This is a genomic window from Bartonella sp. EBT8, assembly GCF_055796165.1.
The window spans coordinates 22073-36279 of the sequence record NZ_JBTTDJ010000005.1 but is presented as its reverse complement, the minus strand read 5'-3'; the positions used below and the strand labels follow the sequence as shown (position 1 = coordinate 36279).

13 protein-coding genes are annotated in these 14207 nt (G+C 36.5%); 9 read left to right on the top strand and 4 right to left on the bottom strand.

Annotated elements, in window-relative coordinates; genetic code table 11:
- Nucleotides 1-72: 72 nt before the first annotated feature.
- The 3 genes from AC0QT4_RS04885 to AC0QT4_RS04875 are packed head-to-tail and all read right to left on the bottom strand — an operon-like array spanning nucleotide 73 to nucleotide 2408.
- A complete protein-coding gene (locus tag AC0QT4_RS04885; protein ID WP_473200600.1) occupies nucleotides 73-1488 on the bottom strand; it encodes an ATP-binding protein in 1416 nt (471 codons plus the stop codon).
- Complete coding sequence (locus tag AC0QT4_RS04880) at nucleotides 1488-2153, bottom strand: response regulator transcription factor (RefSeq protein ID WP_473200599.1); 666 nt, start codon at nucleotides 2151-2153, stop codon at nucleotides 1488-1490. Before AC0QT4_RS04880 ends, AC0QT4_RS04885 begins: the two co-directional genes overlap by 1 nt.
- 18 nt (nucleotides 2154-2171) lie before the next feature.
- Nucleotides 2172-2408, bottom strand: coding sequence for a hypothetical protein (locus AC0QT4_RS04875; protein ID WP_473200598.1), 237 nt, complete (start codon nucleotides 2406-2408; stop codon nucleotides 2172-2174).
- 345 nt (nucleotides 2409-2753) lie between these two features.
- On the opposite strand from AC0QT4_RS04875, the gene AC0QT4_RS04870 reads away from it, so the two are divergent.
- From AC0QT4_RS04870 to AC0QT4_RS04855, 4 genes are all read left to right on the top strand, one after another.
- A complete protein-coding gene (locus AC0QT4_RS04870) occupies nucleotides 2754-4904 on the top strand; it encodes a transglycosylase domain-containing protein (protein WP_473200597.1) in 2151 nt (716 codons plus the stop codon).
- 17 nt (nucleotides 4905-4921) lie between these two features.
- Nucleotides 4922-5518, top strand: coding sequence for a DUF1214 domain-containing protein (locus tag AC0QT4_RS04865; RefSeq protein WP_473200596.1), 597 nt, complete (start codon nucleotides 4922-4924; stop codon nucleotides 5516-5518).
- Nucleotides 5511-6050 carry a DUF1254 domain-containing protein gene (locus AC0QT4_RS04860; RefSeq protein ID WP_473200595.1) on the top strand — a complete coding sequence of 180 codons (540 nt, stop codon included), beginning with the start codon at nucleotides 5511-5513 and terminating at the stop codon, nucleotides 6048-6050. The genes AC0QT4_RS04865 and AC0QT4_RS04860 overlap by 8 nt, the downstream gene beginning before the upstream one ends.
- Nucleotides 6051-6631: 581 nt before the next feature.
- The gene (locus AC0QT4_RS04855; protein ID WP_473200594.1) at nucleotides 6632-7417 is read left to right on the top strand and encodes a DUF1499 domain-containing protein; all 786 of its coding nucleotides are present in this window, start codon (nucleotides 6632-6634) and stop codon (nucleotides 7415-7417) included.
- 851 nt (nucleotides 7418-8268) lie between these two features.
- Here the strand turns inward: AC0QT4_RS04855 and AC0QT4_RS04850 are convergent.
- The gene (locus AC0QT4_RS04850) at nucleotides 8269-8571 is read right to left on the bottom strand and encodes a hypothetical protein (protein ID WP_473200593.1); all 303 of its coding nucleotides are present in this window, start codon (nucleotides 8569-8571) and stop codon (nucleotides 8269-8271) included.
- 341 nt (nucleotides 8572-8912) lie between these two features.
- Here AC0QT4_RS04850 and AC0QT4_RS04845 point away from each other — a divergent pair, with 341 nt between their 5' ends.
- From AC0QT4_RS04845 to AC0QT4_RS04825, 5 genes are all read left to right on the top strand, one after another.
- Entirely contained in the window at nucleotides 8913-10490 is a 1578-nt protein-coding gene (locus AC0QT4_RS04845; protein WP_473200592.1) for a peptidase domain-containing ABC transporter, read from the top strand.
- The gene (locus AC0QT4_RS04840; protein ID WP_473200591.1) at nucleotides 10480-11808 is read left to right on the top strand and encodes an HlyD family type I secretion periplasmic adaptor subunit; all 1329 of its coding nucleotides are present in this window, start codon (nucleotides 10480-10482) and stop codon (nucleotides 11806-11808) included. The genes AC0QT4_RS04845 and AC0QT4_RS04840 overlap by 11 nt, the downstream gene beginning before the upstream one ends.
- Nucleotides 11808-12272, top strand: a complete 465-nt coding sequence (locus tag AC0QT4_RS04835; RefSeq protein WP_473200590.1) for a toxin-activating lysine-acyltransferase — start codon at nucleotides 11808-11810, stop codon at nucleotides 12270-12272. Before AC0QT4_RS04840 ends, AC0QT4_RS04835 begins: the two co-directional genes overlap by 1 nt.
- A 924-nt stretch (nucleotides 12273-13196) precedes the next feature.
- On the top strand, nucleotides 13197-13928 hold the full coding sequence (locus tag AC0QT4_RS04830) for an antA/AntB antirepressor family protein (RefSeq protein WP_473200589.1): 732 nt from the start codon (nucleotides 13197-13199) through the stop codon (nucleotides 13926-13928).
- Entirely contained in the window at nucleotides 13925-14203 is a 279-nt protein-coding gene (locus tag AC0QT4_RS04825) for a hypothetical protein (RefSeq protein ID WP_473200588.1), read from the top strand. Before AC0QT4_RS04830 ends, AC0QT4_RS04825 begins: the two co-directional genes overlap by 4 nt.
- Nucleotides 14204-14207: the final 4 nt, after the last annotated feature.

Sequence of the window (14207 nt, the reverse complement as noted above, 5' to 3'; positions counted from 1 at the left end):
ACAAAATGTAGTAGAATCAATAATCATAAATTCCCTCTATCTTTGCTTAATATATTTATTTTGTTATAAATTTTATTCCAATCTTGGTAATAAAACTTTTGCATACAGTCCCCCCAAATGAGAACGCGATAACACAAGACTTCCACCATATTCATTGACCATATCTGAAACAATGGCTAACCCTAAACCCGTTCCCAGCTTAGTTTCATCAAACCGACGTCCCCTTTTTAAAGCTTCATCAATTTTATCTTCTGTTAAACCAGAACCATCATCTTCTACGAGAATACTAAAATATTCTGTTTCTTCAATATTCTCTTCTAAACGACAGGAGATTAAAACTTTTGTAAAAGACCACTGAGCAGCATTCTCAATCAAGTTTCCTACAATTTCTTCTAAATCTTCCCTTTCACCCGAAAAAATAATATCATCGCTATCCATAACAAATTGGAATTGTTTTTCAGGGTTAAGCTTTTTCATGACCCGTACCAAGCGGTTAATCACTCCGCGAACAGATGTGTGATAAATAATACTATCGCATTGTGCCGCGATCCGTGCACGCTGAAGATAATGATTTATCTGATTCTGCATTATTTTTGTTTGCTCTCTTAATAAAAGAGCCTGTTCTCCATACATCTTATCAATCTCATTCACAATCACTGATAGAGGTGTCTTCAATGAATGTGCAAGATTACCAACCTGTGTACGAAACCGTTCAATAATACGCTGATTATTATTGATGAGAGCATTCATCTCTTGTGCTAGCGGCATAACTTCGCTTACTAAATCTGTATTTATATAATGAACCTTACCTTCACGAATATCATTCAACGCACGTCGAATAAGCTTTAACGGTTGAAAACTAAAGAAAATAATAGCAATGTTGATAAAAACACTTCCTATCCCAAAACTCCAGAGAAAAATTTGTAACGTTCGCTTAAATTCCTGCACTTGTGCATGTGCCTCATCGATATTCCCCACAAGGCGAAAACGTGCAACATGATTTTGATTATCAAGAACAACATCACTCTCAATGACCTGTAAATTTTGACCATTTTTTCCCTTTATTCGATAAGAGCGAAAAAATTTGTTGTTAAAAGGCACATCAACATCGCTCGAAGAAAATATTTTCTCTGTTCCTAATGATGGGGATGTCAGTCTTCCCTTTAGATTATGTGAGATAGCAATAACTTCCCAATACCATCCTGTTGTTGGATCTGAATAACGAATATCATCAATTCCCGCACTTCCTCTCAAATTTCCTTCTAGTGAAACTGTAACTGTCGCAATAAGACTGTAAAGATGAGCAGAAAGAATGCGCTCCAGACTTTGTTCACTTGAGCGCCTATAAAACAAAATACTCACTGCAGAAATCGATGAAAGCGAAATAATAACCCATAATGTTGATAATATCATAACGCGTAAACTCAGAGATCTACTAACGAAAAAAAACAGCCTCCTAAACCAGTTATGCTTTTTTACAACATTCATTAATCACCTAGCGTTCTCACGCGATAACCCATCCCTCGAATAGTCTCAATCAAATCGACTCCAAGCTTTTTACGTAACCGACCGACAAAAACTTCTACCGTATTTGAATCCTTATCAAAATCCTGATCATAAAGGTGTTCGGTAAGTTCGGTTCTTGAAACAATCCTATCACAATGATGCATAAGATATGAAAGAAGTCTAAATTCATAGGATGTTAATTTTATCAACTGACCATCAACAAAAACACGAGAAGTTTTAGTATCCAATAAAACACGACCACAGCATAATGTGCTTGCCGCATGGCCAGTAGCTCGACGAATTAACGCCCGCAACCTTGCCATCACTTCCTCCAAGTGAAATGGCTTAACAACATAATCATCAGCACCTGCATCAATGCCACACACCTTATCAGACCAACGATCTCGCGCCGTTAGCATTAAAACAGGCATGGAATATCCTTCTTGACGCCACTTTTCAATAACACGAATTCCATCCATATATGGCAAACCGATATCGAGAATTACAGCATCATAAGACTCAGTGCTTCCTAAATAATAAGCCTCTTCACCATCGAAAGCACTATCCGAAACATATCCTGCACTTCTCACGGCTTCCGCTAATTGATGATTGAGATTCCGGTCATCTTCGACAATTAAAATACGCATTACAAAACCTGCTAAGTTTTAATCAATGGGGACAGAGATCTCAATACGGCGTAACTTTTCACCTTCACGAGCAGGCACAATAACCACAATCACACACGTATTTCTTCCATCCTTAACAACAGGTGTTGAGCGTACCAAAACCCCATTCTCTTGGTTAGCAATTTTCTTACCCACTTCAACACAACTAGAAGCCTGAACAGAATTTGCACCTAAAAAGATAGCTATTATTACAAATAAAAAAATTTTTCCTCTCATAGATGTCTTATAATCTATTCTCTCTGAATATAAAATGAATGATCTTTTTTATTTATAAAAATTATGCATGAAGGAGAAGCCTCCTTCTCTGTAATGAAATAATAAAGAGATTACATCGCCAAAGTTAATAATTTTAAAATAAACTCTTCTGTAAAAATTACACAATAATTGAAATAAAAAAGAGGTAAAAATGAACAAACTGAATATATTACCTACGATAAATCACCTCTCGTAATCTTATAATAAACTCTTTCTCTATTAGTACTATAGCAAAAAAATACTTTTACTCCATATAATCATTACAGATTTATTTGGTTGTGTCATTTTGTTATAGGCTCTCTTTACATGTTTGATTTTTTTAAAAAAAAGAAAGCAAAACATAATAAACTATTCCACAGTCCTCGACTCATTGAATTAGATGCATTGTTCGACACAGCGCTTTATCGCATCCGTTCTACTAACAATTTCTTTTGGAACAAAGCAAAAATCATCTCACAATATTTTCACGTCCGAGGATGGAAACGCTTTATAGTAGAAATCCTTGATGAGACACTGACATTAGGATTGATTGGTTTTACTCTTTTTACTCTTGTAGGTATTTCAGTTTTTGAATTAACAAAAAAAGATTGGTATTCTCTTAAAAAATTTTCCATTCTTTTTTTAGACCGGTATGAAAATCCCATCGGGTATCGTGGGGCATTACCAGCTATATCTGTCCCTGTTGAAGAAATGCCCGATTATGTTATTAAAGCTGTTCTCGCAACCGAAGACAGACGTTTTTTTAATCACTGGGGTATTGATTTACAAGGTCTTACACGAGCAATCACAGAAAATATGCAAGCTAAGAATGTAGTTCAAGGTGGTTCAACCCTTACACAACAACTAGCTAAAAATTTATTTTTAACAAATGAAAGAACTATAACACGCAAAATCAAAGAAGCTTATCTTGCCCTTTGGTTAGAAGCAAATTTTAGCAAAAAACAGATTTTGCAACTTTATCTTGACCGTGCCTATATGGGCGGAAATAGTTTTGGTATTGCGGCAGCGGCAAAATTTTATTTTGGCAAAGAGATAAGCAATCTTTCCCTTAGTGAATCGGCTATGTTAGCAGGACTCTTCAAAGCTCCAAGCAAATATGCTCCTCATAGCCACCTCTTTGCTGCCCAAACACGTGCTAATGTAGTCCTTGCTAATCTTGTTAATAGCGGTTTTATGACTGAAAGCCAAATTATCAACGCTCATCGTCATCCGGCAAAAGCACTTACAAAAATAAAAAATACTGAACCTGATTATTTTCTTGATTGGGCATTCGACGAAGTCAAAAAAATGAGTAGCCAACTTCCAAGCCGTAATCTGATCATTCAAACGACTCTCGATCCGAACATTCAAAGAGCAGCAGAAGAAGCAATCACATATCATTTACAACAATATGGTCAACAATACCGCGTAACACAAGCTGCAACAGTTATCCTTGACAATAACGGAGCTGTCTGTGCAATTGTTGGAGGATTGGATTACAGTAAAAGCCAATTTAACAGAGCAACACAAGGTGGACGGCAACCTGGTTCTTCATTCAAACCTTATGTTTACGCAGCTGCAATGGAACATGGTCTGTCACCCTCAACAATCGTCTTAGATGCTCCTATCAATTGGGGAGGATGGTCACCCAAAAATAACTCTGGACATTATCTTGGCAAAATTGATTTAGCAACAGCTTTAGCTTTTTCCATCAATACCGTGCCTGTCTATCTTACCTATCAATATCTTAACCGCGATACCCAACCGATCATAGATCTGATCAAAAATATGGGAATCAACGCACATATCTTATCACACAAAACTATGGTTCTAGGCACATCCAATATGACACCTATGGATCAGGCAACTGGTTTTAATGTCTTTGCAAATGGAGGTCTAGCTGGAAATCTCCATGGTTTCACACAAATCAGAACAACAGATGGACAGATCGTGTGGGATTTTGAACATAACGGTCATAAACTTCATCGAGTCCTCAGTGAACAATCAGCAGCTTATATGAACCAAATGATGGTTGGTGTTACAACGCGAGGATCTGGTAAACGCGCTGCCCTCCCCATGACTCTTGTTGCTGGAAAAACTGGAACATCACAATCCTATCGCGATGCATGGTTTGTTGGTTTTACTGGTAATTATACGGGAGCTGTATGGATGGGCAATGATAATTTTTCACCAATGAATCGTGCTTTTGGTGGTGGTGTTCCTGCTATGATATGGCATAGCATCATGCTTTCTGCACATCAAAATATCATGCTCAAACAACTCTATGGTGTCAAAGACTCTCTGCTCCCTTATCAACCATCACCGCCCTCTTCACACAATGATTCTGAGTTTTCACCAAAAATACCCTATACGCTTTCCCCTGAAACATTAAATATTATACGTCTGATTAACAAAGATCTAAAAAAATCATCTGCAATCTCTTTGAAGCTGGAAACAGTTGGAGCTTTAACGCATTGAATTCGAGATATCCTATAATGTTTGTCAAGATCATGATTCCCTTTTTCATTTTTTCTTTTTCCATTTTATGTGGAACCCTGAGTGTTGATTATGTACTCAATTCCTTTAATAATTTTGGACGCTTTAAAATTGGACAATGGAGTGCTTATCCTCAAGTGGGAACGTCTAACACTGATCCTTATACTCGCGCACGGACTGCTAAACGAGGTGATATTTCAATTGGACGTACAGAAGGTTTTATTTTCCAAATTTGGAAAGATAACCATGGACGTCCATTAATCCCCCATTGTCACTACTTAATTAAAGGCTATATCCCTGAAACTCGATTTTTTACCCTTTATACAGCTGACAGATCACTCAAACCGTATACTTCATCCAAAGAAATACCGTTCGAACTCTACACCAACAATATTATCTATGAAAGTGATGGTTCATTCCGCATCAATATTTCACAAAAACCGCAACCCGGCAATTGGCTTGCAACGGTTAGTCAAAAAGAATTCGGGCTTATCCTCACCTTATACGACACCTCAATCATCTCCACAACGGCATTGCAAAAGCTTACGATGCCATCAGTGGAGAAAATTCCATCAGGACCAATAAACTGTGATTAAATTCATTTACATCGGACTTCTTGCAATCATTGGCGCTGTCATTGTTCATATTTGTGTTCTCTTTCTAATACCCTATTGGACGCAAAATAATATCTGGACAGAACTTAAAAAATCGGGAGCTCCTTATCAATTCGTTGACTTAGATGCTCAAAATCCTATTCAACAATCTACTGATCCATTTTTTCTTCTTAAAGTTTGTAGATTTGATCTTGAAAATGGCCCTGTCCATTTAAAGGCTTCAAAAACAACACAATTTTGGTCACTAGCAGCCTACACATATGACGGGCTTATTTTCTATAGCCTTAATGACCAAACAGCTCCTGATGCTGCACTCGATCTCATCATTGGAAAACCAATACAAATTATAGAGCTCAAACAATCAAAACCTAAAAACAATATCAATTCAGTTTTGGTCGCTAAAAATATAAATAAAGGTTTTGCACTCTTACGCATTTTCGCTCCCTCTTTGCTTGCAAAAAAAGAAAGCGAAGCCTTTTTTACAACTGCAACCTGTCGCAGATTGAATGAATAAAAGCGTCTTAAAATAGTTGTTTTTACTCTTCATCAATTAAATCTTATCATGAAGATATAATTCTTGTTCAAACTTTTAAAAAACTAAATTTTTTATTGAAGTAAAAAAATTATTCATCATGATTGCCATAACAATTGCCTCTCGAAATATAAATCGAGTACACAAAGATATAAAAAACAGTATATTAATTATAAATATGAAAGAGAAGGCAATCCTTGTTGCAGGAAATTATCTCTTAGTCGAATAGAAAAGCATCCCTTTGCTTCCCCCAATAATAAAGATAGCTAAAATTCTGTACAAACAAACTTGTAGAAGCCTTACAGCTTGTCCTCTGAATTTATTCTATATGATTACAAATTATTCTCGTAACAATTAGATCAATACGATAATAAACTATAGAAAGAATAATTATTGCCTTCAATGAATTCGTCAAAATAATTATTTGGAAATTAATGAAACACTTCACATCCTTGACCTCAAAAATAAGTGCTTTACTTTTGTTGTATGACCAAAAGCTTTTTAAGATATAAAATCTGAAGAGAGCTTTTCTTAAGGGTCACAATTGAGGGGAAGAGAATTTCATGAGAAAAAAATATGTTCGGTTAATTTCAAGGGCAGCAGTGTGGTCCCCTCGTTTTAGCGGGTTAGCATTTTTTATTTTGTTATTTTCAATGCTTTTACAACGTTTTTCTGTAATTCATGCCGTCGATTTCATAGTTTTAATAGTTATTTCTGCCTGCTGTATTGCTGTTTCTCTTTTTCTTGCATTCAAAGCGCTTTATAGTTTATGGGTGTACGGTGCTCTAGGTGGAATGAAAGCTTTAAAAGGGATTATTTATTCCTTAATTTCTGGCACACCATTAGTCTTATTTTTTTGGTTTTGGTTTACTTTACCAGCTCTTCATGATGTCTCTACTGATACACGAAGACCACCAGCTTTTTTTCGCACAACACGCCCCAATGATGCTTTACCGCTTAAGAGTGTTTTAACCGAACAAACAGCCTTACAGATGTTACAATGGCCGGACCTGTCAGGACGTCGTTATGATGGCTCACCTGAACGTATTCGTCAATCTGTTCTCAATGTATTAGAAACTTATGGCTGGCCTGTTGTGGCTCAAAGAGAGTTTACAGAAAAAGAAAATGAGATTTATATTGAAACGATAGCGAAAACTTTTTACCTTGGCTTTATTTCAGACATTGTCATCCGTTTAACTGATGAAGGGGATACAACTTTTGTTGATATGCGCTCCGCTTCTCGTTATTTGCCAAGAGATTTGGGAACAAATGCTGCTTTTATTATTGAGTTTGTGGATGCACTTGATACAGAAGTCGCTTCCCTCCCCCTTTCTCAAGATGATGAGTAAAGACTTAACAATGACATTCCCTTTAATAAACAGCTTATTTCTCAATGAAGTTCAATACGGACGAGAGTGAATAGATCAGCTCTAAATTTTCAACACTTAACCTACATATTTTAAAAACTATTGATTAATTTAATAACAATTTTTAGCTCTTTGTCTTGGTTATTTTAATAGTTTTATCATTTCACTCTCTGTGCTTTTATAAAATAAAATATCAAAAACATTATTATATAAAGATAATAAATAATCATTTTTCATATAAATAACGTATACAAATAAAAACTGTTATAGAAAGTAATATAACAAATATAATGAAAAAAAATGTGCTTAAAAAAATTTTTTTCACAATTTCTTTATTACTATAACCTTTAAATTTATAATGTAAAAACATGGCATAGAAAAATATAAAGAAAGCACATGTAGAAGATAATAATTCTGCAATAATACGAATAATATCACTCATAAAAAATCCAAATTAAATATATAGATAACAAATAAAATTTCCAAATTAATAATGAATAATCATTGTTCATAGAAATAACGTATATAAATAAAAAGTGTCATAGAAAATAATATAACGAACAAAAATATTCTTAACAAAATTTTTTTCCAAATTTCTTTTTTACTATAACCTTTAGATTTATAATATGAAAACAATGTATAGAAAAATATAAATAAAGCACCTATAGAAAATAATAATTCTAAAATAATACGAATAAGATCATTCATAAAAAAAATCCAAATTAAATATATAATTTTGTAAAATTATGCACCTAAACCTTCCTGTCAAGTTTGTAGACACATAATTATGCCTACAAGCTTGTTCATTTTAGAAATATCTGCTGATTTTTATATTAGCGATAACATCCATAGGCTGTATTTCCTATACCTGTGGCAAATCCTACTGTAGAGCCAACTCTTCCTCCTAATGATAGACCTTCCAAAGCGCCTATTGGTCCTCCAACTGACCACCCCATAAGTCCACCAACTACCACTCCCATATCATGTCCCCTATGTCCCATTGAAAATCCTGCAGAGAGATAATCTCCAACAGTACACCCAGGTCGTGATCCACTACTTGAAAAATTCATTGATGAAATATTTGACCAAGTATTAGAAACATAAGACCTACCATTAGAAAAAATAGAACCAAACATAATAAGTCCTCTTTTAATTATTAAAATGACGTATCATTATGATACAGAAAATTTGTTACCATGCATCGCAAATTAGTGTCAAACATAATTTGAACAAAATTTAAATTTTTCTTTTACAAAAAAATAAATACATTATGTGTATATTGTTATAAACAAACTATATTTTTAAATTAAGAATAATTTTGATTTACAATAATGTTTAAATATGAGACATGATACAAAGTTTTCTCTTAACAAAATAATAAAATTAAATGAGCAATTCATCCGAAAAACTAGTATCCTTCTCTTGGTTTACTAAAACTACCAAGAAATATATTCATTATGTTATTGAACTCAGTCTTGTGGCTATTGTTTTGCGCTTACTTGGCTTGGTCAATCCTTTTATTTTCCAAGCGATTATCGACCGTATCTTACCCTTTCAGCGTGTAGAAAGCCTTTATATTATCGTTGTCATTATGATTGCTATCATGCTGTTTAGCACAGCTCTTAGCTCCCTCTCGGGCTATTTAGGAGCTTATTTAGCCAATCGGCTGACTCTAGAATTTGCACGTCGTATTTACACCCATGTGTTAAGCCTCTCATTACCTGTCTTATCCACTTGGCAAGTAGGGGAACTGTTCACACGAATCGGAGAAGTTGATACAATTCGTGGCTTTTTAACGGGAACCATTGCGACAACCGTCCTGAATGTTCTTTTTGCCATTATTTATATTGCTGCACTCTTTTCCATTAGTCCGAAACTTACCTTTATTGTCCTTATTATTTTACCCTTGCAAATGGGCTCTTTAGCGTTGGTCGGTCCCTTCTTGCGCCGCCAATTACGCCGTACTTTCACTTTGCAAGCTGCTCATAAATCGCGTCTTATTGAAAGTTTTACTAACCTTGAAGCCATAAAAGCGCATGTAAAAGAGCCAGCTCATACAAGACGCATGCAAGAAACTTTAACTCGTAGTTTGGATCAAAGCCTTACAACCAGTAAATTACATCTTTTAAATGGGGCCATGAGTCATATTTTTGGCGATCTTTTCACTATCTTTATTATCTTCTTTGGTGCTCAAGCTGTTCTTCAAAACCAAATCACGTTAGGGCAACTTATTGCTTTTCATCTCCTTGCCGGTAATGTTTCTGGTCCTATCTTAAGTCTTGCCTCTTTATGGGAAGAATGGCAGCACTTAAAAATCTCTCGCCTTCGTTTGGGCGATATTCTTAATACCCCATCAGAATGGGAAGAAGAAAAACCTTCTCTTCAGCTTACCACAACGCCCCTTCTTGAAGCCAACGACCTTTGTTTTTCTTACGGAGAGAAACCAATTATCAACCACCTTAATATCTGTTTACAAGTTGGACAACCGATTATGTTGCTTGGTCCTTCAGGATGTGGAAAAACAACCTTGGCTAAGCTCCTTTGTGGTCTCTATCCCCCAACAAGTGGAAAAATATTCATTAACAATCAACCTTTACAGAATTTTGATATCCGTAGCGTGCGTGAAACAATCGCTTATTTTCCGCAAAATCCTTGCCTTTTTTCCGGAACCATTCTTGAAAATATGCTTCTTGCTAAACCAGATGCCACAAAAGATGAAATCGACGCTGCATTGTATGCTAGCGCTTGTCAAGATTTGATTGCTCAGTTACCACAAGGACTAGAAACACAAGTGGGAGAGCAAGGTGGATTTTTATCAGGTGGTCAACGCCAACGCTTGGCTTTAGCTTGTTTTTTTCTCATAAACCCAAGCCTTCTTATTTTGGATGAGCCAACCTCCGCATTGGATGATACTGTCAGTGCACAGATTGTTGAGCATTTATATCAGCTTTCGCAAGAGCACATCGTTCTCGTTATTACCCACAAACGTGATCTTTTTCCTCAGCACGCAACTGTCTTACACTTTTCTGATCTGGAGGCGAAAAATGGCGGATAAAACACCTCGTTTACGCCCTTTGTCCCCAACGCTTCATATGGTGGTTGCCGTTTTAGTCACCTTATTCCTCTTTATTGTAATTGGTAGCTTTGTTACAAAAACAGAAATCGTTGCACGGGGGCAAGGAACGGTCATTCCCAGCGCCTATGTTCAGCTAGTGCAAGCACAAAATACAGGCCGTATTGAGAAAATTCTAGTAAAAGAAGGACAATTTGTTCATCAAGGGGATCTCCTTATCCAATTGGATCCGCGCGAAGCTCTTAATGAGCGCGCACGCGTTCAAGCCGAGATTGCACAGCAAATCCTTCAAGCACAAATCGCAACTGCTATTTTAACAGCTTTGCGTGAAAGTGATCCTTTAGATAAAGATTTTCTGACCAAAGGGCTTGCCTATCTACAAGTTGTCCCCTCTTCTGGAAACAAGACTGCAAAAATGGAAGGGGAAAAACTCATTAGCGCTACCCTTCAATCTCTACAAGATAAATTAAGAGCACTAAAAGCACAAGAAAACCGCATCGAGCGCAGCGGTGCAACACAACATGCACAATTAGATAGATTAGAGGATGACCGTCAATTAACTCAAGAAAAACTAAAAGCTGCAAAAAGCCTGATGGAAACAAAAGTTATCAGCCAAGCAATGTATTTAGAACGTTTACACGATTTCAGAAATGTGGAACATGAAATTTTAACCAATCAAAAGCGCCTAGAAGAAAACACCGCTGAAATAGAGACCCTCCGCCAACAACGACAAAGCCTCATTTCCGATGAAATCGCCCGCTATCGCCAACTTTCTCGTGAAACAGAATTGAATCTTCAAGGGTTAAAAGCAAAACTTGATAGCACTCAATATCGCCTTGACCACTTATCACTCTATGCACCCGTTGATGGGCGCATTGATGATTTAAGTATCCACACTTTGGGCGGCTTTATCGAAGCTGGAAAAACTCTCATGCGTATTGTCCCTGTCACAGGCGGACTCATTGTTGAAGCCTTTTTTGATAACCGAGATATTGGCTTTTTGGAAAAAGACCAACGTGCTTATGTAAAGTTTTCCGCCTTTCCTCCTGAACGTTTCGGTGTTATTTACGGTACCGTTGTTAATGTAGGCGCTACAGCGCGCTATGATAAAGAAATTAATGGAGCTTATGCAGTTTTAATCAAAATTGACCAAGATCATCTCAATTTGAATGGTAAACAGCTTAAATTTATCCCCGGTATGACCGTGACAGCTGATGTCATTACAGCAAAACGGCGTTTAATTTCCTACTTCTTTGAGCCTATCACTAAAATTTTAGAACAATCTCTACAGGAAAGATAATGTGTGTAAATGAAAATCCTTCACCATCGATCATAGACCCTCTTACAGCTTTAGGAGCTATGGTGGTTTTAATGCTTCAATCCCCCTTACACCGCCGCTGGCGGATTTGGGATATCGAATTTAATATAGGATCAGCCTTACGCACTGGGCAATACAGGCTCTATAAAAATGAGGGTGGAGAATTTTGCGCCTTTGTCACTTGGGCTTTTTTAGATGAGAAAAATCATCACTCTATGCTTGAAAAAGGAGAGCTTTTGCCTCATGCTAATTGGCAAGGGGGAGAATATATGTGGTTTATTGATTATGTAGCTCCATATGGTAATGCTGCTCGTATCGTACGCGATATGCAACGGCATGTGTTCCCTCATCAAAAATATTGTTACGCTATCCGACGTAATGAAGACGGTGGAATACGCAAAATTACCCGCTGGTGTTGCCATAGAGAACAAAATCCATCACTGTAGATTTCATATTCCGCATTGATAGAATCACTCATCCCCTCTCTCTCATACGCTTCTTATGAATGAGAACTTCCAAAAATCAATTTTTGGGAAAGTATTTGTCTCTATTAAATGCTAGTGCCCCTAGTTTAAGCTACCCACCAGTAATATTTTTAACATACTCAAATAAGAGAGAAATGGTTATAGATAATTATAAATTAGCCATCCCCCCACAAGCTCATTAAAGCTTTGTCCTTAAATTTTCTCTTTAAAATTGATTTGATTAAATATTGGCTGGGGGTACCTGGATTCGAATCTTAAATTTAATTGCAATAACATATTGATTTTATTGATATTTTTTAATGGTCAGGGACCTTGTAATAAGGTGCGGGAATAGGATTTTCTAACACTCCTCCGCAACACGAGCATTTTTTTGGCTTTTCTCTTCTCTAATCGCTTCTAATATTCCTTTGAAGGATTCCAAATCCTGTTGTGAAAAAACCTTTAAAAGTCTCGTAAACATACCAACAGTTTCACGACACAATGGATTAGAAGATTTGATGATAAAACTACCGCGACAAACATCCGCTTCTCTCCTTAAACGAGCGGCTACTGATTACAGAACTAAAGCCCAAGGCAACAGATTATTTGCGTAATTTATTTATTTTGTTGCTTGACAACATGGCATCAATGTGTCTAGTATCGAATCAGGTGCCTAAGAAACACCTTAAATCGATAGCGGATAGATTGCCGAAACAGTCTTTTCTCCGCCAATTAAAAGCTTTGACTCATTATATGTTACACGCATATAATGTCCTCGTCGGGTGTAGTTGCGCTATACAATACCCTTATGGGAAAAGCACAACGACGGACTATCGACCGTGTTTCTTAGCACCCGGCATTCCTCTGGAGTGTCAATAAGAAACCCCTAATCGATAGGAGTTCACAATGAACACACTTATAGAAATTAGAGAACAGGTTATTGATCAGGAAACTGTTCAAACGGTCAACGCACGTGAGTTGCATGCATTTTTAAACATCACATCAAAGTTTGCAGACTGGATTAAAAATCGCATAAAAGAATGTAAGTTTCGAGAAAACAAAGACTTTGTAACGCTTTCTAAAAATTTAGAAAACGGTGGAAAAGTAAAAGAGTACTACCTAACTTTAGACATGGCTAAACATCTTTCGATGATCGAGCGTAATGACAAAGGGCACCAAGCAAGAGAGTATTTTATCGAATGTGAAAAACTTGCAAAGCAAGTAACAACACCACAGATTGATTATTCAAGTCCACAAGTGATGTTAGGTGTCTTAACACATCTAAAAAACGAAAATGAACGTAAAGACATCATAATTGCAGAGTTAGAACCCAAGGCAAAAGCACTTGATGGTTTGAAACGTTCTGATGGTTTGTTTGGTTTGATTGAAGCCGCAAAGATGCTTGAAGTCCGACCTAAGGACTTAACCGATTATTTGCGTAACCATGATTGGGTCTATCGAAGGGCTCCGGGGGCTCCTTTGTTACCATATCAGGATAAGATCAAGAAAGGTTTGATGGATTGCCCTGCTATTACTATTCAAAGACCCGATGGGACAGAAAAGGTGCTCCCTTCCACAAAAATCACATCTAGAGGATTGGCTTGCTTGAGACAACAAATCCATGGAGGTGTGCAATGAATACCAGTATCGATTTTTTATGCGATTTGTGGATGGCGTTGTTTCAGTTTTCTGATCGTGATGATATTGAAGATAAGGATTTTAATGCTTTAATTGAAACCATGGATGCAATAGAAAAGGCTTTGATTTTAAAACTTCAAGATGAATCGCCAAATGCACTCAGAATTCTAGCAATGATTACAAATTTTGGGACTTTAAAACCTCCTCCAATTATGGAGCCTTTGTTGAAAACTTATGAACCAAATTTGGATAACTCTATTAAAAAGGTTGCTTAAGTAA

What these genes read in the sequence shown, in the direction of transcription:
- AC0QT4_RS04885 (WP_473200600.1), bottom strand. Translation starts at nt 1,488, where the DNA reads ATGAATGTTGTAAAAAAGCATAACTGGTTTAGGAGGCTGTTTTTTTTC.
- AC0QT4_RS04880 (WP_473200599.1), bottom strand. Translation starts at nt 2,153, where the DNA reads ATGCGTATTTTAATTGTCGAAGATGACCGGAATCTCAATCATCAATTA.
- AC0QT4_RS04875 (WP_473200598.1), bottom strand. Translation starts at nt 2,408, where the DNA reads ATGAGAGGAAAAATTTTTTTATTTGTAATAATAGCTATCTTTTTAGGT.
- AC0QT4_RS04870 (WP_473200597.1), top strand. Translation starts at nt 2,754, where the DNA reads ATGTTTGATTTTTTTAAAAAAAAGAAAGCAAAACATAATAAACTATTC.
- AC0QT4_RS04865 (WP_473200596.1), top strand. Translation starts at nt 4,922, where the DNA reads ATGTTTGTCAAGATCATGATTCCCTTTTTCATTTTTTCTTTTTCCATT.
- AC0QT4_RS04855 (WP_473200594.1), top strand. Translation starts at nt 6,632, where the DNA reads ATGAGAAAAAAATATGTTCGGTTAATTTCAAGGGCAGCAGTGTGGTCC.
- AC0QT4_RS04850 (WP_473200593.1), bottom strand. Translation starts at nt 8,571, where the DNA reads ATGTTTGGTTCTATTTTTTCTAATGGTAGGTCTTATGTTTCTAATACT.
- AC0QT4_RS04840 (WP_473200591.1), top strand. Translation starts at nt 10,480, where the DNA reads ATGGCGGATAAAACACCTCGTTTACGCCCTTTGTCCCCAACGCTTCAT.
- AC0QT4_RS04835 (WP_473200590.1), top strand. Translation starts at nt 11,808, where the DNA reads ATGTGTGTAAATGAAAATCCTTCACCATCGATCATAGACCCTCTTACA.
- AC0QT4_RS04830 (WP_473200589.1), top strand. Translation starts at nt 13,197, where the DNA reads ATGAACACACTTATAGAAATTAGAGAACAGGTTATTGATCAGGAAACT.
- AC0QT4_RS04825 (WP_473200588.1), top strand. Translation starts at nt 13,925, where the DNA reads ATGAATACCAGTATCGATTTTTTATGCGATTTGTGGATGGCGTTGTTT.